Raw genomic sequence first — 22,835 nt, 5'->3', positions numbered from 1 at the left:
CGGGGGCTGCCCGCCCGCCAGGACGACTCCGTCCGGGCGGGCGGCTGCTGTTGGCGTCGAGGTGACGCGCCCGGCGACGTGCCGCGGCGGAGTGATCGGGGGACACGATGAGGCGGACGACCGCAGGGATCGCACTGGCAGGAGCACTGCTGCTCGCCCTGACGGGATGCGCGGGCGGAGGCGGGACGGTGGGCGAGGTCCGACTTGTAAGCATGACAACAAGTCAGCGCGGCCCGCTCGTCAGAACAGAGGAGGGAGCTGCCCTGAGGTGAGGATCAGCCGCAGCCCGACCGCGAGAAGAGCGCCCGTCGCGATGACGACTGTCGTCGGCGTTCTGGTCCCAGTGAGCGCGCTGGTCGGTGATGATGAGGGCGACCTGATCGGGGGTCGCGAGGCCGGTGTCGGTGTCGGTGCGGTACATGGTCTGTTCCTCTCAGCGGGTTGCGGCCAGCGCGGTGTTGATGTCGACGGTGATCCCGCGCTCCGCGAGGCGGTCGAGGGTGGCGGGCTCCTTCGCGATCTGCTGCCAGCCCTCGGGCGAGATGACGACCGCGGGATCCCCGTCCGCGTCGTTGAAGACGACACAGGTGCGCGAGTCGAGAACGGCCCCGGTGCGCGGGCAGAGGATGTTCTTGCTGACGAGGTAGGTGACCGTCTGGTCACGGAGGATCGCTTCGAGGGTGTCCATGTGTGTTGCTCCTGCTCCTGGCTGATCGTTTTTCTTTGCCTCTCCGGCGGGGAAAACCGTTTGAGTGGAGCCGGCGGAGTGACACCGATCACGGGCGAAATAAGCCCGTAGGGCGCGTCCGGGATCGGTGGCACGCAGCCGGTGGAGCGAAATAGGTTGGAACCGCGGAGAGGTGAAGATTCTCAATCAGGTTTGTCAAGCCAGCGGGGGTGGTCTGGCTCGGTTGTTCTTCCTTCTCTCCCAGCGTTTTTTTGCCTGGAAGGCACGTAGTGCCGAGCAGGGTCGGAGGTGGGAGCGCAACCCGGAGGGCGGAGGAGGAGAGGTTGTCGGCGCGATGTGAGGGAGCGCAGCGACCGCGTGCCGAGAACGTCGGAGGAGCCGGCCGCGCAGCGGCTTGCGTGGACGCCGCAGGCCCGTACGTTGCCGAAGGCTTCCAGGCAAAAATGCGCACAGCGCACAGCACCGCGTCGACCGGAGGTCGGCGTCCATGTCGGTGCCCGCGTCCGAGATCGTCTGCGCACCAGGGGCGTGCTGCTCCATCGGGCCGCACGTGCTGCCTTTGTATGCAGTGCGTACCGCTGAGAAGCCGCATATCTCCGCGGAGTAGGCCGGTTCCGCCGCGCCACGGGTGCGAGCATGACCGTAGGAGGCCTGGATGCGTGACGCGGTGATGGTCGTCGAAGACGACGTCGAGATGGGCGAGCTCATCAAGCGGGGCCTCACCGGCGACGGCTACGACGTCGACCTGTTCTCGAACGGGGTCGACGCGCTCAATTCGGCGCGCGAAGCGGACTACTCCGCGGCGATCCTCGACGTGATGCTCCCGGGGATGAGTGGCTTCGAGATCTGCCGGCACCTGCGCGCGAGCGGTGCCACGCTCCCGGTGATCATGCTCACCGCCCGCGACGCCCTGCAGGACCGCGTGTTCGGCCTCGACGCGGGCGCCGACGACTACCTCGCGAAACCGTTCCACTTCGAGGAGCTCTCCGCCCGCCTCCGAGCGATGATCCGCAGAGAGCACCTCACGAACCGGGCACCGGTCGTGCTGGGAAATCTGCGCGTCGACCCCTACGCGCACGCCGCGACGGTCGACGGCGCCGTCCTGCCTCTGAGCCCCAAGGAGTTCGGCGTCCTCCGCGCGCTCGCGGCGCGCGCCGGGGACTTCGTGCCGCGGGAGGAGATCCTGCTCGAGGTGTGGGGGTCGGCGGAGTTCGTGGACCACAACATCGCGGAGCAGTACATCAGCTACCTCCGCCGCAAGCTGGCCGCGGGCGGGGCGTCGGTCGAGATCCTCACCCGACGGGGTGCGGGCTATCGCCTCGGGGTGACGCCGTGAGCTGGCGGTCCCTGTCGATCCGGGTGCGGATCACGGTGTCGAGCCTGCTGGTCGCGATGCTGTTCTTCGGGATCGTCGCGGTCGTCGTGCGCGAGCAGCTCGATCACATCCTCGATGCCTCCACGATCGAGCTGGTCCGCTCGGGAGCGTCGCAGGCGCTGATCGAGGAGAGCCGCGACACCGCCGAGGCCGTCGTCGGCGGCGTCAGCACGACGCTCCTGATCGCCCTCGCGATCCTGTTCGTCGCGTTCGCTGTGACGTCCTGGGTCCTGGTCGGCCTCGCGCTGCGCCCCGTCGGCAGGATGCGCGCGATCGCCGACCGGCTGCGCCAGGGACGCTCCACCGAGCTGCTCCCGGTCGGGCCCGCCCGCGACGAGCTCTCCGACCTCGCCTCGACCCTGAACGCGCTGATCGCGGACCTGCGGGAGTCGGCGGACCGGGAGCGGCGGCTCGTCGCCGACGCGAGCCACGAGCTGCGCACCCCGCTCGCCGCGCTGCGCACCCGGCTCGAGCTCGCTGAGCGGGTCCGCGACGATCCGGCGGCTCTCTACGCCGATGTCGTCGACGCGCGCCGCTCGATCGACCGCCTGCAGTCCCTGACGGACGGGCTGCTGATCCTGTCGAGGATCGACGCGGGCATCGCTACCGGCGACGCCTCCTCGGCGGCTCTGCGGGAGGAGGTAGCCGACAGCGTCGACCGCGCCCGGATGCTCGCCCGCGAGCGGGACCTCGCGATCGACTTCGTCGCCCCCGCCTCGATCGTCGCCGCCCGGTACCCGATCTCCCCGACCGATTTCGGCCGGATCCTGGACAACCTGCTCGCGAACGCCGTCACTGCGACGCCCGACGGCGGCAGCGTCAGCGCGACCCTCGTCGAGCGCGCCGAAGAGATCGTCCTCTCCGTCGACGACGACGGCCCGGGCGTTCCTGACGCGTTCCTCGCGGTCGCGACTGACCGTTTCACCCGCCCGGATGCCGCCCGCTCCCGCGACGGCGGCGCCGGCCTCGGGCTCGGGCTCGCGATCGTCGCCGGTCTCAGCCGCGCCGCCGGCGGCGAGCTCCGACTCCGCAACCTCGCCCCCCACGGCCTCGGTGTCGACGTCCGCATCCCCGCGACGCAGCCCCACCCGACCTCTCTTAAGGAGAACCGATGATCGACCCCCAATCCCTCCTCGACGGCGCCGGACCCTGGGCGATCGCCCTGGTCTGCCTGATCGCCTTCGTCGAGACGGGCCTGCTGATCGGGTTCTTCCTCCCCGGTGACACCCTCCTCTTCTTCACCGGTGTCTTCGTCGCGACCGGCGTGATCTCCCTGCCGGTGCCGCTGGTGATCCTGATGGTCGCCGCCGCCGCGTTCCTCGGCGACCAGCTCGGGTTCGTCATCGGCCGCGCGAGCGGGCCGCGGATCTTCGAGCGCAAGGACAGCGGGCTCTTCAGCCGCTCGAGCGTCGCCCGCACCCAGTCGTTCTTCGACCGGTTCGGCGGCTGGGCGGTCACCATCGCCCGCTTCGTGCCGGTCGTGCGCACCTTCGCCCCCGTCGCCGCGGGCGTCGGGAAGATGCACTACGGCCACTTCGTCGGCTTCAACGCACTCGGCGCCGCCGTCTGGTCCACCGGCGTGATCCTCCTCGGCTTCTTCCTCGGGCAGATCCCCGGCGTCGCGGACTTCGTGGGGAAGTACATCGACATCGTCCTCGTCGGCATCGTCGTGATCAGCCTCGCCGGCATCGCCCTCACCTACTGGCGGCAGAAGAACCGCGCCGGACGCGACGCCTGAGCCCAGCGCTCAGGGGGTCGCCGTGACGGCCGCGCGCGGTCGGCGGAGCGCGATCACCGCGACCAGCAGCAGGAACACCGCGAGGGCCGCGAGCGTGACCGGGCCGGTGCCCAGGCCCAGGCCCTTCTGGGCGACGGGATCCGCGAGCCAGTCGCAGACCGAGGCGCCGAGCGGTCGCGTGACGACGTAGGCGGCCCAGAACGCGAGGACCGCGTTCCGCCCCGTGAACCGGTGTGCGAGAGCGGGGATCGCGATGATCGCCGCGAACAGGACGGCGGAGGGCAGGTAGCCGAAGCCGAGGGTCGACGCGGTCAGGTCGCCCGCTGCGGTGCCGAGCGCGAACGTCCCCGAGACGGCGAGCCAGTAGAACGCGGCCCGGCGCGGCGTCGTGATCGAGTGGATCGACAGCGTCCGCTCCACCCGCCACCACACGAGGAAGACCGCCGCGAGAGCCACCGCGAACCCGAGGGTGGAGACGAGGTACGGGACACCGGCGACCACGTGCAGCACGTCGGCGGCCATCGTGCCGAAGACACTCACCATCAGCACCGCCAGCCAGTACACCCAGGGGACATACCGGCGGGCTGCGAACTGCAGCGCCAGCGCGGCGAGGAACGCGAGCCCGGTCACTCCGACAACGATCACCGGGTCGAACGCGGTCGCGAGGAAGTCCGACGCCGTCTCGCCCATCCCCGTCGTCAGCACCTTGAGGACCCAGAACAGCGCCGTCGCCTCGGGCACCGTCGAGGCGGCGTAGCGGCCGGCGAGGAGGCGGGAGCGGATCCGAGGGAGCGGAGGGCGGCGCTGATCGGTGAGATGCGTCATGCCGCCATGGTCGGGCAGTCTGCGGCACCCGGGGCTGGGGGCTTCGCCGGGTCCGTTGAACAAGCGCACAGCGACCCGCTCACCGGCAGCGCTGCCCGCTGCCTTCCGCCGTCATCTGGTCGGACGGTGCCCGGAGAAGCGCCGCCAACGGAACGACGGTGATGCAGCACGTTCGGTGTGCAGCCTGACCGCGAGCGGCGCCCAGACGATCAACGCCACCCCGGCGCCCAGGAGCAGCCCGCCGACGGTGTCGGAGATCCAGTGCGCACCGAGGTAGGTGCGGCTGAGCATCATCGCCACCGTGTAGAGGGCACCGGCGATCCGGACCCACCACAGGGGGAAGACGATCGCGAGGACCACCGCGGTCGTGGCCGCGTTCGCGCTGTGTCCGGAGGGGAAGGAGCCGAAGTCGGCGTTCACGAGGATCTCCAGCGGCCGTGGACGCCCGACCGCGTTCTTGAGGATCTGCACCAGCAGCCCGCTCAGCGGCGCGGCGATCGCGAAGTACGTCGCCGCCCACCGACCCCGCCAGACCAGCAGCCCCACGAACACGACGAGCGGAATCACGATCGTGCCGACGATCCCGCCGCCGAGGCTGTTCATCACCAGCGACGGGACCAGCCAGAACGTGGACCGGTGCTCGATGATCTCGTTCATCCAGGCGGTGTCGAACCCGAACGGCTTGTCGTGCTCGCGGTAGAAGATCAGCGCGGCCAGAAGTCCCGTGAGCAGCACCGCGAGGCCCGCCGAGATCAGCGGCCAGCGTCGCGCCGCCCGATACGCGATCGCACCGTCCGGTAGGGGTTCCCGGTTCGGCATCAGTGTCGTCCTCGTCTCTCGACGCGAAGCACGCCGCAGAAGTCCACGCTATGAACGAGCCGTCTGTGGCGGCGGCGGATTCCCCTGCATCCGTTGTGAAAGCACAGAGCCTCGACCCCATCAGCTCGGTACCGACCTGATCGCGTTCGGGTACTTCGGGTCGTTGTGAGCAAACACAACGCAGCACGGCGCATCCCGAGCCGCCGCCCACTTCCCGACTGAGACTCTGCGGGCATGGACATCTCAACGACGGCAGCACCGTCCCGCGGCCGGCGGCTGCTCAGCAAGGTCCCCGAGGTCACGATCTGGTTCTGGATAATCAAGATCCTCTGCACCACGGTCGGTGAGACCTTCGCCGACTGGATCAACATGGTCCTCGGCGTCGGCCTCATCGCGACGGCTGTGATCTTCATCATCGTCACCGCGGTCGTGCTCGCCGTGCAGATGCGGCTGCGACGCTACGTGCCCGCCGCGTACTGGCTGACTGTCGTGGTGATGAGCGTCACCGGCACCCTGCTCACCGACATCCTCACCGACCAGCTCGGAGTGCCTCTCTGGGCCAGCTCCCTCGTCTTCTCGCTGCTGCTCGTGATCGTGTTCGGCGTCTGGTATTCGAAGGAGCGCACCCTCTCGATCCACAGCATCGACACCACCCCGCGGGAGGCGTTCTATTGGGTCACCGTCCTGGTCACCTTCGCGCTCGGCACCGCCCTCGGCGACTGGACTCTCGAGCTCACCGGCTGGGGCCCTGGCGTCTCGATCCTCCTGCCCCTCACGCTGCTCGCGATCGTCACCGGCCTCTGGCGCTACGGCGCGAACCCGGTCCTCGCGTTCTGGATCGCCTACATCCTCACCCGCCCCCTCGGCGCCAATATCGGCGACTGGCTCGGCCTGTCCCCCGACGAGCAGGGCCTCGGGCTCGGCACCTTCGTCACCAGCATCATCTTCCTGCTCGCGATCCTCGCCACCGTCGTCTACCTCTCCCTCAGCAAGGCCGATGTCGACAAGGGCGCATCCGAGCACTACACCACGCCAGTCGCCCGCGAACGCCGTTCACTCGTCGCCTTCGCGGTCCTCGCCGTCGCCGTCGTCGGGCTGCTCGCCTTCACCAACAGCCAGCCGCACACCAGTCCGGCACCGGAAGGCGCAGCCCCGGCCTGCGATGCGTCGGGAACGCTGTCCGCAGCTGACGCGAAGGCATCCGTTCAGACCGACTTCCCCTCCGCCGACGTGCAGAACTTCCAGACGATCACCGCCGACACCCTCGCCCTCGTCACCAGCGGCGATCAGGCCGGCGCGAAAGCCCGCGCCACCGACCTTGAGACCGCCTGGGACGACGCGGAGCCCGCACTGAGCGCCGCGAACTGCCAGACGTGGACCTACGTCGACCAGCAGATCGACCCCGTTCTCTCCTCCGTCCGCGCCGGCAGCCCCGACCCGGTTGTCGAGAAGACGAGCATCCAGGACCTGCTGACCACTCTCGCCGGACGCTGACATGAGGCGTCAAGGTCTTCTTTTGCGACCCGAATCTGGCCTCCTCCGACCAATTGATCACTGCCGCCCTGCCCTGCCGCCGCCGCAGCGGCATCAGCGCGACTCAACACATCGATCGGAACCGGTCGGTGACAAATCGGTCCGCTACTGAACCCATGCTCGAGCTCGTAGACGCACTCCGAGCACACGGGGCTGCCGACCAGGCCGGCGTCCGCGAGGTGCTCCACCCAGGGGTGCGAGCACTCACCACAGACCTCAGCGAGCAGAACCCGGAACCGGGCGCGGCGCGAACGGCGAGCGTCAGCTCGCCGTTCGCCACTGCGAGAGGCCGACCATCACGTGAGCGTAGCGAGCGCGCCACCAAGCAATCGCGCGCTTCGCCTCATCCGCATCGCCTCTGGCGTCCCGTTTGGGGATTCCCATACGGACGGTAACTAAGGATCTATCCGGCGGTGATCAGCTCGCCGGGCGCACCGAGAGAAGCGAGGTCGACATCGCCCTGTGACGTCAGGAGCTCTCCGCTGATCCCGTCATAGACGGCGGTGAAGACGTCCACCCGATGGAGGTCGAAGCCATAGGGCACGTCTGTTCTCTCCGCGGGCGCGTGCACGGTCAGCGCCCAGACCGGCTCGTCCTGTGCGACCCAGTAGTGGTCCGCGAGAGCGGGGTCATAAGCGGCGAGCTCCTCGTACGTGGTTCCGACCGCGTAGATCGGGTACTGCTTCTTCTCCTCCGCACTGAGCGTCGAGAGGAGTCTTCCGGTGCCGTTGGCCAGGTCGAGCGCCGGGTTCGTCAGCTGCTGGACGTCGATGATCGGCCCCTCAGAGGCGGCGGCGGCAATGGGGGTGCCCGGCGGACCCTCTGGCGGAACGGTGGGTGTCAGGGACTCCGTCATCTCTGTTGGTTCGGCAGGCGTCTCGGTGGAGATGGGGGTCGTGCTGGCGGTGGCGTCGATGGTGACGGGGCCGGAGCGGATGCGCATCGTCGTGGAGGTCTGGGTGAGGCTGACGTCCTCGGCGCCCAGCACGTCCATGAGCCACTGCTCTCGTTCGTCGGCGGCGTCGAGGCAGCCGACGTACGTCGTCGCGGGGCCTCCGGTGACCACCCATACGGAGGTCTGCAGGCCGGGGGACTGGAGGTCGTAGGTGAGCGTGTTGCAGGGACCGTCGACGCTGAGCTGCGACCGGCCGTCGGTGCCGGTGATGCGAAGGCTGACGGGGTGATCGAGCAGCCATCCGCCCGATCCCTGGTCACCGACGACCGAAGTGGTCTCGTAGACGAGCCTGGTCGCGACTTCGGCGCCGAGCAGTTCACCCGGCACCTGCGACGTCGACGGCGACCCGGGGCTGCTGGCGCTCGTCGCGCATCCACTGGCGAGGAGCGCCGCGGAGAGGCAGAGGATGGTGAGGGCGAGTGTTTTCGTGCGTCGGAAGGTCACTGGTCGACTCCGGTCCGCGTCGCGGGCGGGTTGGTGCAGTCGACTGTGGTGGGCAGTCCCGTGAAGATCTCGATCCGGCCGCCCTCCCGGCACACCTGGGTTCCTGCGAGGGAGAACAGGGCGGCGTCCGTTCCGTCTCCGTTGGTGCCCGCGAGCGCAGCGCACGCCGCGGCGAGCGACGCAGTGGAGTGTTCTGCGGGTGTCTGGATCTCGCCCGACAGGGCAACGCCCTGACCGTCCGGTTCCCAGCAGGTGACGGGCGCTGCGACCGGAGTGCCGCGCTCGGTCGTCACCGCCGTGAGGACTGCCGCGCTGAGGACGGCGCCGGCGATGCCGGCGAGCGTCACCGCCGCGGCCTGGCGAAGACGTCGGCGGCGGCGGATGCGGTGCGCGAGGCGTGCGCTGATGCGCTCGAGCTGCTCATCGCTCAGGTCACGACTGTCCATGGTCCTCTGTCCGTTCCGTCAGGGCTCTCGTCACCGATGCCCGTGCCCGCGAGAGGCGGTTGCGGACAGTCCCGTGGGACAGGCCGAGGGAGCGAGCGGCATCGCTGTAGCTGAGGTCGTCCTCGATGCACGCCGTCCAGATCGCCCGGTCCGTCGCGCTCATCTGCTCGACCAGACGCCGCACGTCCAGCAGCCGGTCGCTCGCCTCCGCGTCGACGCCGCGAGAGGCGGTGTCGTCGGAAAGGGGCAGGTGGCGTCGGCGCTGCTCGCGGCGATTGGTCGAGAAGCTGAGGTTGCGTACCGTGACCAGCAGCCAGGGCAGCACCGACTCCCCCACGATGCGCACGCCCGAGCGGCGCTTCCAGAGCAGGAAGAAGCTCTCCTGCACGACGTCCTCCGCATGACCGGCGTCCGTGAGGAAGCTTCCCGCGGCGCGGTAGACCGCGCGGCCGTGCATCCGGAAGAGAGCATCCAGCGCCGACGGGTCACCGCCGCGAAGACGATTTACCAGCGTCACCTCAGCAGCACCGACCATCCGACATCACCCCCTCAGTAGTGAATGCCCTCAGAGCACGGTTTCGTCTCAGGCGTCATTAATGAACTTTGTCGGTTCGACAGTGCCTCTGTGACCTATCCCCTACCGGACGCGCGCCAGATCATCATCGGCGCGCGACGGTCGGCCTGGCATCGCGCCGCCGTGATCATCGCTCGGGAGTCGAGGGACGGCCTTAAGGCATGTGGGAGGCGATGGCCGCGAGGGCGAAGCCGACGAGTGCGGTCGGCAACGCCAGGATGCACCAGACGATTTCCTACCCGTGGTGAGCATGGGCCCAGCTTGTCGCGCGAATGACGATGAGGACCCAGACGCTGATAGCGCTGGTGAGGGCGACGATGCCAGCCGCGAGGAGGAAGGCTTTCCCTGCTGCGGCCTCCTCGTCGGTGGGCATCAATCCCATGCCGATTCCTCTCTCGCTGATGGAGAGGTAGGTCAGCATGACGGGCGCGACGATCATCCCGAGGACGGCGATCGCGGCGATCACCGGACTCAGGGGTCCCTTCCGAGCGACGTCAACCACGCAGTGCACACTATCCGCGCGTCGCTAAGCCCCCCCTGCGAGCGGGCCGCTCGTCGTCCGGCATGGAGACGCCCTGCCGGACGCCCGCTGGACCATCCCCATACGGGACGCGCACAAGGCGCTCGGGTTCGCGAGACTGAACTGATGGCGGGGTTGCTGGTCATCGATCTCGTGTCGCGCGTGATCAGAGCCCGCTGCGGCCGAGCCGCGGCGCACGAGAGGTGACGCGCCCGACGTCGGGAATCAGCACGCCTCATGATTCACGGCGACGGAGGACCGGACGTCAACCAGCCGATCTGCGGCGTCGGCTCAGCGCCCAGACGAGCGCGCCCGCGAGGATCACCGCGCAGGTCAGCCCGGCGACGTGCAGGACGAGCGACGGCACGCCGTTCTCGGGGAGCAGGAAGCCGTACGGCACCCACCCGTCGGTCGCTCCGCGGACGAGCACGACGACGACCCAGACGATCGGGTAGGGCAGGACCACCCACAGCCGTCGCCAGGAGAGCGGTCCGCGGTCGGCGACGACGATCCAGTCGAGGAGGACGAGGGCGGGGAGCGCCACGTGCAGGACGGCGCTGACCCAGGGCGGGGCCGTCCCGGTACCGGGTACGAGGGTGTTGTAGATCACGGCGACGACGATCAGGTAGGCCGTCGCCGCGCCGCGGACGTAGCTCAGCCACACCGGCGTCGGACGGCGGGCGAGCGCGACCGATCCGGCGACGATGAGCACCGCGCTCGCGAGGAGGCTGGTCTGGTTCGTGAAGTAGCCGAAGTAGTCGAACGGATTCGACTCGCCGGCCACGATGCTCAGCGCGTAGGTGTGGAGGATCACCGCGACCGCGGCTGCACCGACGGCGATGCGCGCTACACCCACGAATGGGCGGGTCGGTGCCGGGGAACTCATCGGGTCAGCCTAGGAGCCGTCGGGCTTCCTGATGACCCGCAGCAGACACTCCTTTTCGGAACGGCGCTGAGTCGCTCAGGCCGAGAGGCGACCACCAGGAAAGTGGTGACGTCGCTCAGCCTGATCCGGTGGGGACGTTCTCGAAAGTGCGCAGCACGGTCGCGATCGCGGCATGCCTGATGGTCGTGACGGGGTGCACGGCGCAGCCTGCACCGTCGGCCCGCCTCTGGCGACGAACACGGACGACGGCTTCGCCACGTCACTGGCCGGCGACCTAGGCGTAGCGACGTTCACCGGGAGCGACGGGACCACCGGCGAGCGGGTAGAGGCGCTGCGAGCATCCGGCTCGTATGCGGTCGGTGACCGGTTGCGACCAGCCGAGGACGCCAGAACCGTGCGCGTGCGTGGAGGGGAACGCATCGTCGTCGACGGGCCGTCCATCGACGGTTCCGGGCAGGTGGCCGGTTTCGACATCGTCGAGGCTGATGATCTCGACGCGGCGATCGCGATTGCCTCCAATGGCGCGTTTCGGGCTCGTCGAAGTGCGACCGGTGTGGCCCTTCTAGAGGGTGGGCTGACGGCGTCGGCGCCGGCGTCATCCGCGCGCCCTGCGACGCTCCGCGGGCCTTCCAGCAGAAGGCGCAGCAGCTGCGCCCCGACCTGAGCATCCTCGCCCCCGACATCCTGGAACGCCGTCTCCTCTTGCCAGACGTCGAGTAGTGGCCGCGGAAGTGTCCAGCCGCACGTGCGGCGCGGCGCTCCCCATGAACACGATGACCGGACACGAAGTGCCCGGTCTGGCGTGTCAGGCGAGGGTGAGGAAGAGCTTCTCGAGCTCTTCCACGGTGAGCTTGCGCGGAGAGGCGTCAGCCGCGACGTCGTCGGCGGAGTCCGCGTCATCGGTGATGAGGCACTGACGCATGGCGGTGGAGATGATCGCGAAGCCGGCCCGATCCAGAGCGCTGGAGACGGCGGAGAGCTGGGTGACGACGTCTCGGCAGTCACCGCCGCTCTCGACCGCGCTGATCACGGCGGTGAGCTGCCCCTGCGCGCGCTTGAGGCGGTTCGCGATCTTCCGGATGGCGTCCGTGTCGTGGAGTTGGCCAGCGGTGTCGGTCATGCTCGTTCTTCCTGTTCGCGGCGCGGGAGGCGCGTCGAGTGCTGTGATGCTGCGGGTGAGCGTCAGCTTCCGGATCAGAGTACCCCTGGGGGTATCAGCGCGGAGACTGTGACGCGATTCTCGATCGCTTGTCCGTCTCATTGCCGGAGCGTCAGCGGGTGAGGAGTCCCGCGATGCTGACGGACGCGACGAACACGGCGACGACAAGGACGAGTACGGCGAACACGATCTTGACGGTTCTGTCCGGGAGGCGGGAAGCGTAGCGGGAGGCGATGAGGGATCCTGTGATCGCGGCGCCGCTGAACAGGAGGATGGCGGGCCAGTCGAGGGTGGCGCCAGGGAGGCGGGCGCTGAGACCTGCGACTGAGTTGATCACGATGATGACCAGCGAAGTGCCGACCGCGGTGCCGGCGGACAGGCCGAGAAGGAGGATGAGGGCGGGGGTGATGAGGAATCCCCCGCCGATGCCGAGCAGGCCCGTGAGGAATCCGACGACCAGGCCGACTCCGATCGCGCGGAGCGCGTAGAGGCGGACCCGGTGATCGTGTCCGGTGGGTGGGGCGGTGAGCATGCGGATGCCGGCAGCGACCATGAGGGCTGCGAAGAGCAGCATCAGCACGTCCGGATCGAGGACCTTGTTGATCTGGGAGCCGACCCACGCGGCAGGGATTCCTGCGGCGCCGACGAGGGCGGCGGTGCGCCAGTCGATCGCACGGCGCAGTCGAGGGATCACGGCGGAGAGCGCGGCAAGCCCGACCACGATCAGGGACGCGGGGACGGCCTCGTCGGTCGACAGTCCGACGCCGTAGACGAGGGCGGGGACGGCGATGATCGAGCCGCCGGCGCCGACCAGGCCGAGGACTGCTCCGATGAGGAGGCCGAGAGGGAGGGAGATGAGGCTCATGCGCTCTTCCGGATTGTCGGGTGGGTGAGGGCACTCTCCGCGAGGTCGGCGAGGGCCGCGGCGGCGAGGATGCCGGAGTGGCGGCGCACCACCTCGCCGCGGCGCAGGAGGAGGACTGTTGGGATGGACCGGATTCCGGCTGCTCGAGCGAGAAGCGGTTCGGCTTCGGTGTCCACGGTGGCGAAGAGGATTGCCGGGTAGTGCTCGGAGAGGCTCGCGAACACGGGTGCGAAGGCTCGGCAGGGTCCGCACCAGCTCGCCCGGTAGCTGATGAGGGCGACGTCGTGCGCTGTCGTGGCGGCGTCGAAGGTGTGCGTGGTGAGGGTGTGGACGGTCATCGATCCGAGGTCAGGTGATGGGGAGGCCGGCGAGGGTCCAGGCGTCCATCCCGCCGGCCATCGTGTCGGCGGTGAAGCCGGCGCCGGCGAGTGCGGCCGCTGCGGCGGCGCTGCGTCTTCCGCTGCGGCAGACGACGATGATCGGCTGAGTGGCCGAGAGCTCGGAGAGGCGCTGCCCCAGCTGCCCCATCGGCACGTGCAGTGCGCCGGGGATCATGCCGGTGGCGACCTCGTCGTTCTCGCGGACGTCGAGGATCTGGCTCGTCGGACGACGACGGTCGGCTTCGGTGACGGTGATCTCGTTCATCGGTTCTCCTTCAAGTAATGAGCGGGGTGATGCCTCACTGGGAGGGGTCAGCGGAGGGGTTCGCCGGCGGAGCGCCAGGCGGTGATCCCGCCGCGCAGGGAGTGGGTGCTGTAGCCGCGGTCGGCGAGAAGGCGAGCCGCGGATGCGGAGCGGACGCCGGATCGGCACATGAGCACCACGGGACGGTCCTTCCGGACACCTGCGCTCGTGCTCTGCAGCGTGTCCAGCGGCACGTGCTCGGCTCCTGCAGCGTGGCCGGTGCGCCACTCCTGTGCGGTGCGGACGTCGACCAGGGTCGCGCCGAAGAGCACGAGCTCCTTCGCCTGCGCGACGGAGACAGTGTTGTAGGAGCGACGGAACAGGCGGTCGAGAAGACCCATCAGGCTGCGCTCCGGACCGGGATCTTGGTGATGGCGCCGGTGGCTGTCGGCTCGACGGCGGCCTTGTTCCACGGCAGTCGTCCGAGGACGGAGGCCATCGGGCAGCTGTTCACCGCGGCCGAGAACGTCAGACCTGCCCCGATCCCGCCGGACAGCAGACGTAGCGGAGAGGCGATGACACGTCCGCCGACGAGTCCCAGGAGCACGAGGACGCCGGCGGCGAAGCGGACCTGGCGGTCCATCGCCCACCGTTCAGCGCCTCGGACGACGTCGCCGCCGGCGGCGGCGTAGCCGGGTACTCGGTCGGCGAGGACGTGCGCTCCGGTGAGGCCGGTCGCGGCCAGGCGCTGTCGAGCCTGCTCCGCGCGGACCCCGGACTGGCAGGCCAGCACGACGCGGCTCCCGAGGCGCTCGGCGAGCTGGTCGGTGTGCTCGGACAGCAGCGGCAGGGGCACGTTGAAGGAGCCTCGGATGTGCAGCGACTCGAACTCCGCTGCGGAGCGCACGTCGATGACGAGCAGGTCCTCGTGCTCGCTGACCCACTCCTGGAGTGTGCTCGAGTCGACGGTGAGAGGGGAGGAAGTGGTCGTCATTGTTGCCCTTTCGAGAGCGCGGCGACACCGCAGGTGGGTGTCGCCGGTGGTCGGAAGTGAGGAGCTGGACCGTGGTCGGCGCAGGCGAGACACCGGGTAGCGGGGCCCGGCGAGAGAAGATTCGCGCTCAGGCCGGTGTCCGCCCGCCGCGCCCGAGTTCGGGCGCGAAAGTAGGGCGCGCCGGGGTCAGGCGCGCCGGGGTCAGGCGCGCCTGACCCCGGCGCGATGGGGTCAGTCGCGATGGGGTCAGTCGCGATGGGCGGGCAGCCGCGAGGAGGGTGCGTCAGGCGATGGGTGCGTCGGCGGTCTGCTGAGCGCGGGAGTAGCCGAGGTAGCTGCCCTCGATCTCGATGACGGGGAACCCGGCTCGGCGCAGCGCCTGGCTGGCGATGATGTTGCGGGCGCCGCTCTGGCAGTAGCTGATGATCATGCGGTCCTTCGGGAGCCGGTCGGTCTCCCACAGCACGCGTCCTGCGCCGATCCGGGTCGCTCCGGGGACGTGGCCGGCGGCGTACTCGCTCGCTTCGCGCACGTCGAGCACGAAGGCGTCCTCGATGTCCGCGACCTCGTCGGGGGCGATGGTGGCGGAGGGTCGCGTCTCGAGCCCGTCGAGGGTGGTGAGGTAGCCGGCGTAGGAGTCGATTCCGACGCGGATCAGGTGATCGCGCACGTGATCGGCCTGCTCCGGCCCGTCGACCAGGAGAAGAAGGGGGCGCTTCTCCTGCTCCGGGTCCACCGCCCAGGCACCCCACGCGGCGGTCTTCCCTGTCGCGGGGATCGCCAGGGCACCGGGTACCGAGCCGGCGCGCACGTCGGCCGGGGCGCGGGTGTCCACCAGGATCACCTCGTCGTCGCGGAGCAGCTCGGCGGCGTCCTCGGACGTCACCGCCGCCAGTTCGGACAGGGGTCCGAGCACGGCCGGGCCGTCGCGGTTCTCGCGCTTCATGCGGGCGAAGTAGGCGTGCGCGTCGGGCTGCCCGTCGAGCAGCTCGCGGACGAACCCGTCCCGGTCATCCGCCGCGAGGTAGGGACCCCACCAGGTGTAGAGGCGCTCGTAGCCGACGGTGGTCGACGCGATCGCTCCGAGCGCCTTGCCGCAGGCGCTGCCCGAGCCGTGCGCGGGGTGGATCTGCACGTGATCGGGAAGGGCGAGGAGGACCCGCCTGAGGCTGTCGAAGAGGTCCTGAGCGCCCTGGAACCGCGTGTCCTGACCGCCCGCAGCCTCATCCAGCAGATCGGGGCGGCCGAGGTCGCCGACGAACACGAAGTCGCCGGAGAGCAGGTAGCCGGGATCTTGAGTGAGGGCGCCGTCGGTGACGAGGAACACGAGGTGCTCCGGAGTGTGACCCGGGGTGTGGCGGGCCTGCAGGCGGAGGTTGCCGATGGGGATGACGTCGCCGTCGTGCAGCCGGGTCGCGTCGAAGCCGTACTGCCAGTCGACGCCGCCCTCCCCCGAGACGAAGATCTCTGCGTCGGTGGCGCGGGCGAGCTCGCGCGTGCCGGAGAGGTAGTCGGCGTGGATGTGGGTCTCGGTCACCGCGACGATGCGCATGCCGTTGCGGGCGGCGGTGTCGAGGTAGATCTGGACGTCCCGTCGCGGGTCCACGACCACCGCGTCTCCGGTGGCCTGGCAGCCGATGAGGTAGCTCGCCTGGGCGAGGTCGTCGTCGTACAAGCGTTCGAGCAGCATCACTTCCCCTTTCAGTAGGAGCTCGTGACCAAATTATACCCCCGGGGGTATTTTGCCAAGTGTGCTCAGGTGTGGGCTGGCCCTTCGGGCGAGCGAGCGCCGTCCGGCTGACAGCGGTCAGCCCGCCGGCACCGTCCGCATCTCCTCACCCACCGAGGTGTGCAGATCGCCGCTTCGACTGGAGCCCTGCGCCATCGATGAATCTGTCCGAGTGCGAATGACGGGGGTCCGTGTCACCATGACTGCATGGTTCCCACCCTCGAGGTACTGACGATTTCGAAGATCAGCGCTCGTCTCGCTGAACTTGAGGCACGCGCAGGGGCTTCGGTTGATGAGCTGCGCCAGCGCGCCGACCGGTACGAGCTGTCCCAGGAGGGACAGTCGATCCTGCGCAAGCTCGAGGACCTGACGTACCTGCGGGAGCATGCCGAGCGTTGACCCTGGCGGTCAGTCCGACGGGGACCTCGAAGAGAAGGTCTTCGACTTCATGCTCGAAATCATGGAGATGCTCGCGAAGATCATCCCCAACGGACTCGTCGGCCTAGAGAGCAGCGTGGTTCGCATGCGCGGCGGCGGTGTCGCCGTCACTGTCGAGCCCACCGAGGAGCTCGGGCTTCGTCTGGACATCGAGGGCACCGAGACCTTCCGTCTCGTCGTCCAGTATCGGCTGGTCCTGAGTCCGGTGAGCCACCTCGTCTCTGTGGAACGCTCGACGTTCAAAGTGAACGTGCGCGGCTCGGCCCGGCCGCTCTTCACCGTCGACTACCTCCGAGACAGCGGCAGCGACGTCCCCTCGGCGCACTACAACGTGCATGCCGAGCGGCAGGACATGACGGACGCCCTCGCCGCCACAGGAGCTCGACGTCGCGGCAAGATCTACCAGAAGCGCGTAGCGAAAGGTGACCCGCCGCGATTCGGCGATGTTCACTTCCCGACTGGCGGCCATCGGTTCCGACCGTGCCTCGAAGACGTGCTGGAGATGATGATCATCGAGTTCGGTATCGACACCATCAGTGGCGCGGGCGCCGCCCTTCACGAGGGTCGCCTTCGGTGGCGCAAGCGTCAACTCGCCGCCGCGGTGTCCGACGATCCGATGACCGCCGTGGCAGAGCTGGAGCGGCTGGGGTTCACTGTCGTTCCGCGCGACAGCGCCGAAATACTCCCGCGTTTCGATCGGCTCACCGCACTCTGAGGCTCACCCCCTCACCGCAGGTACGCCGGCAGCGCTCCTCCGCCGAGCCTCACTGTCAAGCGCTCCCGGGCGCCGCGAGCTCGCCGGTGATGTATTGCGCTCGGCCGAAACCGAAGGACCAGTCGGCCGCGGTGTTCTCGATGAAGCCGATGACGAGGTCGGCGCCGTCGATGCCGATCGCGTCCAGCGCGGCGGCGAGGGCGGCGAAGAACGCCTGCTTCTCCTCGGTGCTGCGGCCGGTCTGGGTGAAGATCTGGATGATGACGATCTGCTCGGACCTCTCGATGCCGAGTCCGACGTCCAGGGCGGTGAGTCGGCCGGGCTTGTGCTCGGTGACGATCTGGAAGCGGTCACGCTCCGGGAGGCCGTAGACCTCGACGAGGGTGCGCATCAGCGCGTCACCGAGTGCGGTGATCTGCTGGTCGGAGCGGCCCTCGATCAGGTCGATGCGGATGAGTGGCATGGTGACTCCTTCAGTCCGGGGCGTGCTCGCACCGTAGCTCCCGGCCAGCGCTGGGCTCTGCCTCTCCCCTGCGTCTCTTCTCAGCCGGTGCAGCACCGACGGGATTGGGCAGGCTCTCCTGGCTAGCGCTCCCGCGGGGCGGGTGCTTGCATGGCCCTCATGTCGACCCCGTCCACGCCTCCGCCCTCCTCGCCCCGCGCGGAACCGCACGACAGCGCGATCTCAGGTCGGCTGAACTGGTTGCGAGCGGGCGTGCTGGGCGCGAACGACGGCATCGTCTCGGTCGCCGCTCTCGTCGTGGGTGTCGCCGGTGCGACGACCGCGACGGCACCGATCCTGACGGCGGGTGTCGCGGGTGTCGTCGGCGGTGCGATCTCGATGGCGCTGGGCGAGTACGTGTCGGTGAGTAGCCAGAGCGACAGTCAGCGTGCGCTGATCACAAAGGAGCGCGTCGAGCTGGCCGAGGATCCCGACGGGGAGCTCGAAGAACTCGCCTGGCTGTACCAGGCGCGCGGTCTGACCCCGGAGACAGCGCATCAGGTCGCCCGCGAGCTGACCGAGAACGACGCTCTGACCGCACATCTGGAAGCGGAACTGGGGTTGAACGAGGAAGCGGTCGCCAGCCCGCTCGCCGCCGCCGGCGCCTCGGCGCTGGCGTTCCTCCTGGGAGCCGTGCTGCCGCTGCTGGCGATCCTGCTCCCTCCGCCGGACTGGAGGGTTCCGGTGACCTTCGCCGTGGTGCTGATCGCCCTCGCCGCGACCGGATACATCAGCGCACGGGTCGGCGGCAGCCCGGCTCTGCGCCCGATGATCCGCATCGTCGTCGGCGGCGCGCTGGCCCTCGCCGCGACGTTCCTGATCGGGTCGCTGCTCGGCACGTCCGGCGCGATCTGATGTCCCGGATCCTCGTCGTCGAGGACGACCCGCAGATGGGCGCCCTCGTCGAGCGAGGACTGCGGGAGGACGGCTACGACGTGCAACTCGTCGACAACGGTGTCGATGCGCTGATCGCCTTCACGGCGGGAGATGTCGACGTCGCCGTCGTCGACGTCATGCTGCCGGGGATGACCGGGTTCGAGGTCTGCCGTCGGATGCGCGAGTCGGGCAGCACCGTCCCGGTCGTGCTGATCACGGCGCGGGACGCCGTCGAGGACCGGATCTTCGGGCTGGACTCGGGCGCCGACGACTACGTCACCAAGCCGTTCCACTTCGGCGAGCTGAGCGCCCGGATCCGAGCACAGATCCGGCGCCGAGCCAGCGGCCCGCAGCCAGTGGTCCAGATCGGAGCGCTGCGCCTGGATGCCCTGTCCGTGCGCGCGACGGTCCGAGAGCGTCCCTTCGCGCTGAGTGTCAAGGAGCTCACGCTGCTGCGCTTCTTCGCCGTGCATCTCGATGAGGTACTGACCCGGACGGAGATCCTCGCCGAAGTGTGGGGGTCTACGGAGACGTTCGAGCCGACCCTCGTGGATCAGTACGTCAGCTACCTCCGCAAGAAGCTCGCCCTCGCCGACACAGGCCTCCGGATCACGACCGTCCGCGGCGCCGGATACCGGCTGGAGCGCGCCGAGTGAGGCTGCTGCGCTCCCTGTCGATCCGCTCCCGGATCACCCTCGGCAGCCTCCTCGTCGCGCTGATCGGGGTCGGCGTGATCACCCTCGTGCTGCACGGGCAGTTCCGCAGCATCGTCGTCGCGTCCGAGGTGACCCTCGCCGAGGGCGACCTCGCCCCGTATCTCGCCGATCTGGGATCGGACCCGACCGAGACCCCCGACCCTCCGGCCGAGGGGATCCTGATCTTCGCGCGCGCTCCCGGCGGGGCGGTCCCCGTCGACACGATGCCGCACGACGTCCACGAGGTTCTGGAGCGCAGCACCGGCAGCGACGGCACCTCGACGGTGATGACCGACGAGGACGTCCGGTTCACGATCGTCTCCCGGACCCTGGACACGAGTGCGGGCACGTGGGAGCTGTGGGCGGCTCGCAGCGGCGCCGGCAGCGACCTGACCGTCGCGGCCCTGGACCGGACGCTGCTCGTCAGCGCCGCGGCCCTCGTGATCCTGTCCGCCCTCGCCGCATGGCTGCTCACCGGCGCCGCCCTGCGTCCGGTCGAGCGGATGCGCCGCACCGCCGCGTCGCTCGGCGACCGGCACGGCGGCGAGCTTCCCGTAGGCCCGGCGACTGATGAGCTGTCGGATCTGGCGGAGACGTTGAACGCGTTCATCGCCCGGACGCGGGACACCGCCGATCGGGAGCGGCAGATGGTGTCCGCGGCCAGCCACGAGATCCGCACGCCGCTGGCAGTCGTCATCACCCAGCTCGAACTCGCGCACCGGCACTTCGGCGACGCGGACGCCCTCGAAGAAGAGATCCGCGCCGCCGAGGGGTCCCTCGCCCGCCTGTCCCGCCTGGCGACGAACCTCCTGGAGCTCTCCCGGCTGGACGCCGCCCCGCCCGTCACCGCGCGCGCGACGGCGAGCGAGCTGGAGACCGAGCTGATGGACTCCGTCGACCGGCTGAGGACGATCACCGGCGGCACCGGCCCCGACATCGAGCTCGATACCGCGATCGAGCGCGCCGACGCGCCCTACCCGCTCTCGGTGAGCGCGTTCTCGCGGATCCTCGACAATCTCGGCGCGAATGCGATCGCCGCAACACCTCCTGCCGGACGCATCACCCTCCTCCTCGAGCAGCACGATTCCACCCTCGAGCTGAGCGTCCGGGACACTGGGCACGGCATCCCGGAGGAGTTCGTGCCGCACGCGTTCGAGCGCTTCTCCCGACCCGACGAGGCGCGCACCAGCCGCGACGGCGGCAGCGGGCTCGGGCTCGCCCTCGTCGCAGCTCTCGTTGACACCGCGGACGGATCGGTCACCATCGAGAACTGTCGACCCGCCGGAGTGAGGGTGACGGTCGTGCTGCCCGAGCGGTGACATGTGAGACCTCGAACACGAATCGGACTCCGGCGGGGAATCGGCACGCATCCCTCATAGTCGACACCAAGACTCCCCCGCGACGGTAGGAGCGCGCCCCCGGAAACCCGAGGTCGGCGCATGCGACACCGACCGGAGGGCGCCGCCGTGAGCACCACGATCCGACCGACCAGGGCACCCGCACCCCAGGCGCCGACCACGCTGCGGCGGTCGCAGGCCGACCGCGAGCGATCCCTGCGCCGGCGCCTCCGGTCCGCGGACACGCTCGTCACCGCCGGCTGGGTCTCGGTCGCCCTCGCCATCGCGCTCTACCTCGCAGCCGGCGGACCCGCGCAGGTCACCGATCTCGCCGGAGCCCTCACAGCCGCGGGGATCGTCGCCGGCCTCGTCGGCACCGACCTGATCCTGGTCATGCTCGTCCTCGCCGCCCGGATCCCCTGGATCGACCGCACCTTCGGCCAGGACACCGCGATGGCGCTGCACCGTCGCCTCGGCAAGCCCGCCCTGTACCTGATCCTCGGGCACGGTGCCCTGCTCACCGTCGGCTACGCCCTCACCGACGGGCTGACGCTGTGGAACGAGACGCTCACCCTGTACTCCGGCGCCGACATGCTCCAGGCGCTGCTCGGCAGCACCCTGCTGGTTCTCGTCGTCGTCACCTCCCTCGTCGCCGTGCGCCGCCGCTTCGCCTACGAGGCGTGGCACGCGATCCACCTCCTCAGCTACGCGGCCGTCCTCGTCGCCGTCCCCCACCAGCTCTCCGCCGGCCAGGTCCTCGCCGGGAGCACCCCGCAGCGCGTCTACTGGATCGCCCTCTACGTCCTGGCGTTCGGAGCGATCGCCTGGTTCCGGTTCGCGATACCGGTCCTCACGACGCTGCGGCACCGGATCCGGGTCGAGGCCGTCGAGACGATCGCCCCCGGCGTCTTCTCCATCCACCTCTCCGGCCGCGACCTCTCCCGCCTCGGCGTGATCGGCGGGCAGTACGCGATCTGGCGGTTCTGGAGCCGCGGCACCTGGTGGCATGCGCACCCGATCTCCTTCTCCGCCGTCCCGACCGACACCCGCGCTCGGATCACCGTCCGCGCACTCGGAGCCGGGACCGACCGTCTCGCACGACTGCGCCCCGGGACCGCGGTCTCGATCGAGGGCCCCTACGGGATCTTCACCGACGTCGCCCGCACCGCCCCGCGGCTCGCGATCATCGCCGCCGGCATCGGCATCACCCCCGCCCGAGCGCTCCTCGAGCACGGCGGCCTCCGACCCGGCGAGGCCACCGTCCTGCTGCGCGCCACCGACGACTCCCAGACCTACCTCTGGGACGAGACTCGGACACTGGTCCGCAGCAGCCGCGGCGCGCTGTTCGGGATGATCGGCCGGCGGCCCGCAGGGCTGGCGACGTGGATGTCCGCCGAGTCCGTCGCCCGAGGTGTGACGATCACCTCGGCACTGCCGGGCCTGCTCGAATCCGACCTGTTCGTCTGCGGTCCGACCGCCTGGGCCGACCTCGTCGTCCGCGACGCGCGAGCGGCAGGCCTGCCCGACCGGCAGATCCACGTGGAGAGGTTCGACTGGTGAGAACACGAGCAGCAGTCGCCAGCGTCCTCGCCTCCCTCGCCGTCCTCGTCGTCGGCTGGCAGATGGGATCCGCCGGCGCCACCGGGTCCCCGCTCGCCACCGGGACGAGCGACACCACAGCCACGGAAGGAGCGGCTCCCGCGGTGACCACGCCGACCCCGGCCGGCGCCCCCGCCTCGACGACGCCCTCCGCCGGCGCGCCCACCGACCCGTCGACCGGTACGAGCTCGACGGCCACTGCTAGCCCGTCCGCCTCGGCCGACGGCACGTGGACCGGCTCATCTGTTCCGACTCGCTTCGGCGCTGTGCAGGTCGCGATCACCGTCGCCGGCGGGCAGATCACCGACGTCACGGCCGTGCACCTCACGGACAAGGACGGCCGGTCCGTGTCGATCTCGCACCGGGCCGCGCCGATCATGCGTCAAGAAGTCCTCGCCGCCCAGTCCGCGAACGTGCAGGCGGTCAGCGGAGCGACCTACACCCGCGACGGGTACCTCACCTCCCTGCAATCGGCGATCGACCAGGCCGGACTCTGACC

29 protein-coding genes are annotated in these 22,835 nt (G+C 69.7%); 12 read left to right on the top strand and 17 right to left on the bottom strand.

What is annotated here, in order from left to right; all coding sequences use genetic code 11:
- Positions 1-223: 223 nt before the first annotated feature.
- Both C5C54_RS17625 and C5C54_RS11785 read right to left on the bottom strand, forming a co-directional pair.
- On the bottom strand, positions 224-421 hold the full coding sequence (locus tag C5C54_RS17625; RefSeq protein WP_104273022.1) for a hypothetical protein: 198 nt from the start codon (positions 419-421) through the stop codon (positions 224-226).
- 12 nt (positions 422-433) lie between these two features.
- Entirely contained in the window at positions 434-688 is a 255-nt protein-coding gene (locus tag C5C54_RS11785) for a hypothetical protein (protein ID WP_104223237.1), read from the bottom strand.
- 655 nt (positions 689-1,343) lie between these two features.
- On the opposite strand from C5C54_RS11785, the gene C5C54_RS11780 reads away from it, so the two are divergent.
- From C5C54_RS11780 to C5C54_RS11770, 3 genes are read left to right on the top strand one after another with little or no spacing between them, the layout of a single operon-like run.
- Positions 1,344-2,024, top strand: a complete 681-nt coding sequence (locus tag C5C54_RS11780; protein WP_104223238.1) for a response regulator transcription factor — start codon at positions 1,344-1,346, stop codon at positions 2,022-2,024.
- The gene (locus C5C54_RS11775) at positions 2,021-3,178 is read left to right on the top strand and encodes a cell wall metabolism sensor histidine kinase WalK (RefSeq protein WP_258063308.1); all 1,158 of its coding nucleotides are present in this window, start codon (positions 2,021-2,023) and stop codon (positions 3,176-3,178) included. Before C5C54_RS11780 ends, C5C54_RS11775 begins: the two co-directional genes overlap by 4 nt.
- Positions 3,175-3,801 (top strand): DedA family protein, encoded by a 627-nt coding sequence (locus C5C54_RS11770; RefSeq protein ID WP_104250829.1) that lies wholly within the window; start codon positions 3,175-3,177, stop codon positions 3,799-3,801. The genes C5C54_RS11775 and C5C54_RS11770 overlap by 4 nt, the downstream gene beginning before the upstream one ends.
- A 9-nt stretch (positions 3,802-3,810) precedes the next feature.
- Here C5C54_RS11770 and C5C54_RS11765 read toward each other — a convergent pair whose 3' ends face one another.
- Complete coding sequence (locus C5C54_RS11765) at positions 3,811-4,626, bottom strand: hypothetical protein (protein WP_104288416.1); 816 nt, start codon at positions 4,624-4,626, stop codon at positions 3,811-3,813.
- A gap of 111 nt (positions 4,627-4,737) precedes the next feature.
- Positions 4,738-5,445: a phosphatase PAP2 family protein gene (locus C5C54_RS11760; RefSeq protein WP_104288415.1), complete on the bottom strand. Its 708-nt coding sequence runs from the start codon at positions 5,443-5,445 to the stop codon at positions 4,738-4,740.
- A gap of 234 nt (positions 5,446-5,679) precedes the next feature.
- On the opposite strand from C5C54_RS11760, the gene C5C54_RS11755 reads away from it, so the two are divergent.
- The gene (locus tag C5C54_RS11755) at positions 5,680-6,939 is read left to right on the top strand and encodes a hypothetical protein (RefSeq protein ID WP_104288414.1); all 1,260 of its coding nucleotides are present in this window, start codon (positions 5,680-5,682) and stop codon (positions 6,937-6,939) included.
- Between the two features lie 442 nt (positions 6,940-7,381).
- Here the strand turns inward: C5C54_RS11755 and C5C54_RS11750 are convergent, their stop codons facing one another.
- The 5 genes from C5C54_RS11750 to C5C54_RS11730 form a co-directional block, all read right to left on the bottom strand.
- Positions 7,382-8,377 (bottom strand): hypothetical protein, encoded by a 996-nt coding sequence (locus C5C54_RS11750; protein WP_104288413.1) that lies wholly within the window; start codon positions 8,375-8,377, stop codon positions 7,382-7,384.
- The gene (locus C5C54_RS11745) at positions 8,374-8,823 is read right to left on the bottom strand and encodes a hypothetical protein (RefSeq protein WP_104288412.1); all 450 of its coding nucleotides are present in this window, start codon (positions 8,821-8,823) and stop codon (positions 8,374-8,376) included. The genes C5C54_RS11750 and C5C54_RS11745 overlap by 4 nt, the downstream gene beginning before the upstream one ends.
- On the bottom strand, positions 8,810-9,358 hold the full coding sequence (locus C5C54_RS11740) for an RNA polymerase sigma factor (RefSeq protein ID WP_104288411.1): 549 nt from the start codon (positions 9,356-9,358) through the stop codon (positions 8,810-8,812). Before C5C54_RS11740 ends, C5C54_RS11745 begins: the two co-directional genes overlap by 14 nt.
- A 274-nt stretch (positions 9,359-9,632) precedes the next feature.
- The gene (locus C5C54_RS11735; RefSeq protein ID WP_104288410.1) at positions 9,633-9,863 is read right to left on the bottom strand and encodes a hypothetical protein; all 231 of its coding nucleotides are present in this window, start codon (positions 9,861-9,863) and stop codon (positions 9,633-9,635) included.
- Between the two features lie 319 nt (positions 9,864-10,182).
- Positions 10,183-10,803, bottom strand: coding sequence for a Pr6Pr family membrane protein (locus C5C54_RS11730; RefSeq protein WP_104288409.1), 621 nt, complete (start codon positions 10,801-10,803; stop codon positions 10,183-10,185).
- Positions 10,804-10,975: 172 nt separating this feature from the next.
- Between C5C54_RS11730 and C5C54_RS11725 the strand changes: the two genes are divergently transcribed.
- Positions 10,976-11,467 (top strand): YciI family protein, encoded by a 492-nt coding sequence (locus C5C54_RS11725; protein ID WP_104288408.1) that lies wholly within the window; start codon positions 10,976-10,978, stop codon positions 11,465-11,467.
- Between the two features lie 141 nt (positions 11,468-11,608).
- Here the strand turns inward: C5C54_RS11725 and C5C54_RS11720 are convergent, their stop codons facing one another.
- The 7 genes from C5C54_RS11720 to C5C54_RS11690 form a co-directional block, all read right to left on the bottom strand.
- On the bottom strand, positions 11,609-11,923 hold the full coding sequence (locus tag C5C54_RS11720) for a metal-sensitive transcriptional regulator (RefSeq protein ID WP_104268943.1): 315 nt from the start codon (positions 11,921-11,923) through the stop codon (positions 11,609-11,611).
- 151 nt (positions 11,924-12,074) lie between these two features.
- Positions 12,075-12,827 carry a sulfite exporter TauE/SafE family protein gene (locus C5C54_RS11715; RefSeq protein ID WP_104288407.1) on the bottom strand — a complete coding sequence of 251 codons (753 nt, stop codon included), beginning with the start codon at positions 12,825-12,827 and terminating at the stop codon, positions 12,075-12,077.
- Positions 12,824-13,165: a co-chaperone YbbN gene (locus C5C54_RS11710; protein WP_104268945.1), complete on the bottom strand. Its 342-nt coding sequence runs from the start codon at positions 13,163-13,165 to the stop codon at positions 12,824-12,826. The genes C5C54_RS11715 and C5C54_RS11710 overlap by 4 nt, the downstream gene beginning before the upstream one ends.
- Before the next feature lie 10 nt (positions 13,166-13,175).
- On the bottom strand, positions 13,176-13,472 hold the full coding sequence (locus tag C5C54_RS11705) for a rhodanese-like domain-containing protein (RefSeq protein ID WP_104273012.1): 297 nt from the start codon (positions 13,470-13,472) through the stop codon (positions 13,176-13,178).
- Positions 13,473-13,519: 47 nt separating this feature from the next.
- Positions 13,520-13,852 (bottom strand): rhodanese-like domain-containing protein, encoded by a 333-nt coding sequence (locus C5C54_RS11700; protein WP_104288406.1) that lies wholly within the window; start codon positions 13,850-13,852, stop codon positions 13,520-13,522.
- A complete protein-coding gene (locus C5C54_RS11695; protein ID WP_104288405.1) occupies positions 13,852-14,445 on the bottom strand; it encodes a rhodanese-like domain-containing protein in 594 nt (197 codons plus the stop codon). The genes C5C54_RS11700 and C5C54_RS11695 overlap by 1 nt, the downstream gene beginning before the upstream one ends.
- 283 nt (positions 14,446-14,728) lie before the next feature.
- On the bottom strand, positions 14,729-16,135 hold the full coding sequence (locus tag C5C54_RS11690) for a rhodanese-like domain-containing protein (protein WP_104288404.1): 1,407 nt from the start codon (positions 16,133-16,135) through the stop codon (positions 14,729-14,731).
- Positions 16,136-16,381: 246 nt separating this feature from the next.
- Here C5C54_RS11690 and C5C54_RS11685 point away from each other — a divergent pair, with 246 nt between their 5' ends.
- Positions 16,382-16,573, top strand: a complete 192-nt coding sequence (locus C5C54_RS11685) for a hypothetical protein (protein WP_104268950.1) — start codon at positions 16,382-16,384, stop codon at positions 16,571-16,573.
- Positions 16,560-17,327 carry a hypothetical protein gene (locus C5C54_RS11680; protein ID WP_104273010.1) on the top strand — a complete coding sequence of 256 codons (768 nt, stop codon included), beginning with the start codon at positions 16,560-16,562 and terminating at the stop codon, positions 17,325-17,327. The genes C5C54_RS11685 and C5C54_RS11680 overlap by 14 nt, the downstream gene beginning before the upstream one ends.
- A gap of 55 nt (positions 17,328-17,382) precedes the next feature.
- Here C5C54_RS11680 and C5C54_RS11675 read toward each other — a convergent pair whose 3' ends face one another.
- Positions 17,383-17,790, bottom strand: a complete 408-nt coding sequence (locus C5C54_RS11675) for a tautomerase family protein (protein WP_104268952.1) — start codon at positions 17,788-17,790, stop codon at positions 17,383-17,385.
- Between the two features lie 159 nt (positions 17,791-17,949).
- Here C5C54_RS11675 and C5C54_RS11670 point away from each other — a divergent pair, with 159 nt between their 5' ends.
- The 5 genes from C5C54_RS11670 to C5C54_RS11650 all read left to right on the top strand — a co-directional run bounded on the left by C5C54_RS11670 (position 17,950) and on the right by C5C54_RS11650 (position 22,833).
- The gene (locus tag C5C54_RS11670) at positions 17,950-18,684 is read left to right on the top strand and encodes a VIT1/CCC1 transporter family protein (RefSeq protein WP_258063306.1); all 735 of its coding nucleotides are present in this window, start codon (positions 17,950-17,952) and stop codon (positions 18,682-18,684) included.
- Complete coding sequence (locus tag C5C54_RS11665) at positions 18,684-19,361, top strand: response regulator transcription factor (RefSeq protein ID WP_104226516.1); 678 nt, start codon at positions 18,684-18,686, stop codon at positions 19,359-19,361. Before C5C54_RS11670 ends, C5C54_RS11665 begins: the two co-directional genes overlap by 1 nt.
- Positions 19,358-20,719: a cell wall metabolism sensor histidine kinase WalK gene (locus tag C5C54_RS11660; protein ID WP_104226517.1), complete on the top strand. Its 1,362-nt coding sequence runs from the start codon at positions 19,358-19,360 to the stop codon at positions 20,717-20,719. The genes C5C54_RS11665 and C5C54_RS11660 overlap by 4 nt, the downstream gene beginning before the upstream one ends.
- Positions 20,720-20,866: 147 nt before the next feature.
- Complete coding sequence (locus C5C54_RS11655) at positions 20,867-22,297, top strand: ferredoxin reductase family protein (RefSeq protein ID WP_258063305.1); 1,431 nt, start codon at positions 20,867-20,869, stop codon at positions 22,295-22,297.
- A complete protein-coding gene (locus C5C54_RS11650; protein WP_258063304.1) occupies positions 22,294-22,833 on the top strand; it encodes an FMN-binding protein in 540 nt (179 codons plus the stop codon). Before C5C54_RS11655 ends, C5C54_RS11650 begins: the two co-directional genes overlap by 4 nt.
- Positions 22,834-22,835: the final 2 nt, after the last annotated feature.

It is taken from the genome of Rathayibacter sp. AY1F2 (assembly GCF_002930885.1).
Lineage (GTDB): Bacteria > Actinomycetota > Actinomycetes > Actinomycetales > Microbacteriaceae > Rathayibacter.
This window is presented reverse-complemented; position numbering and strand designations above follow the sequence as displayed.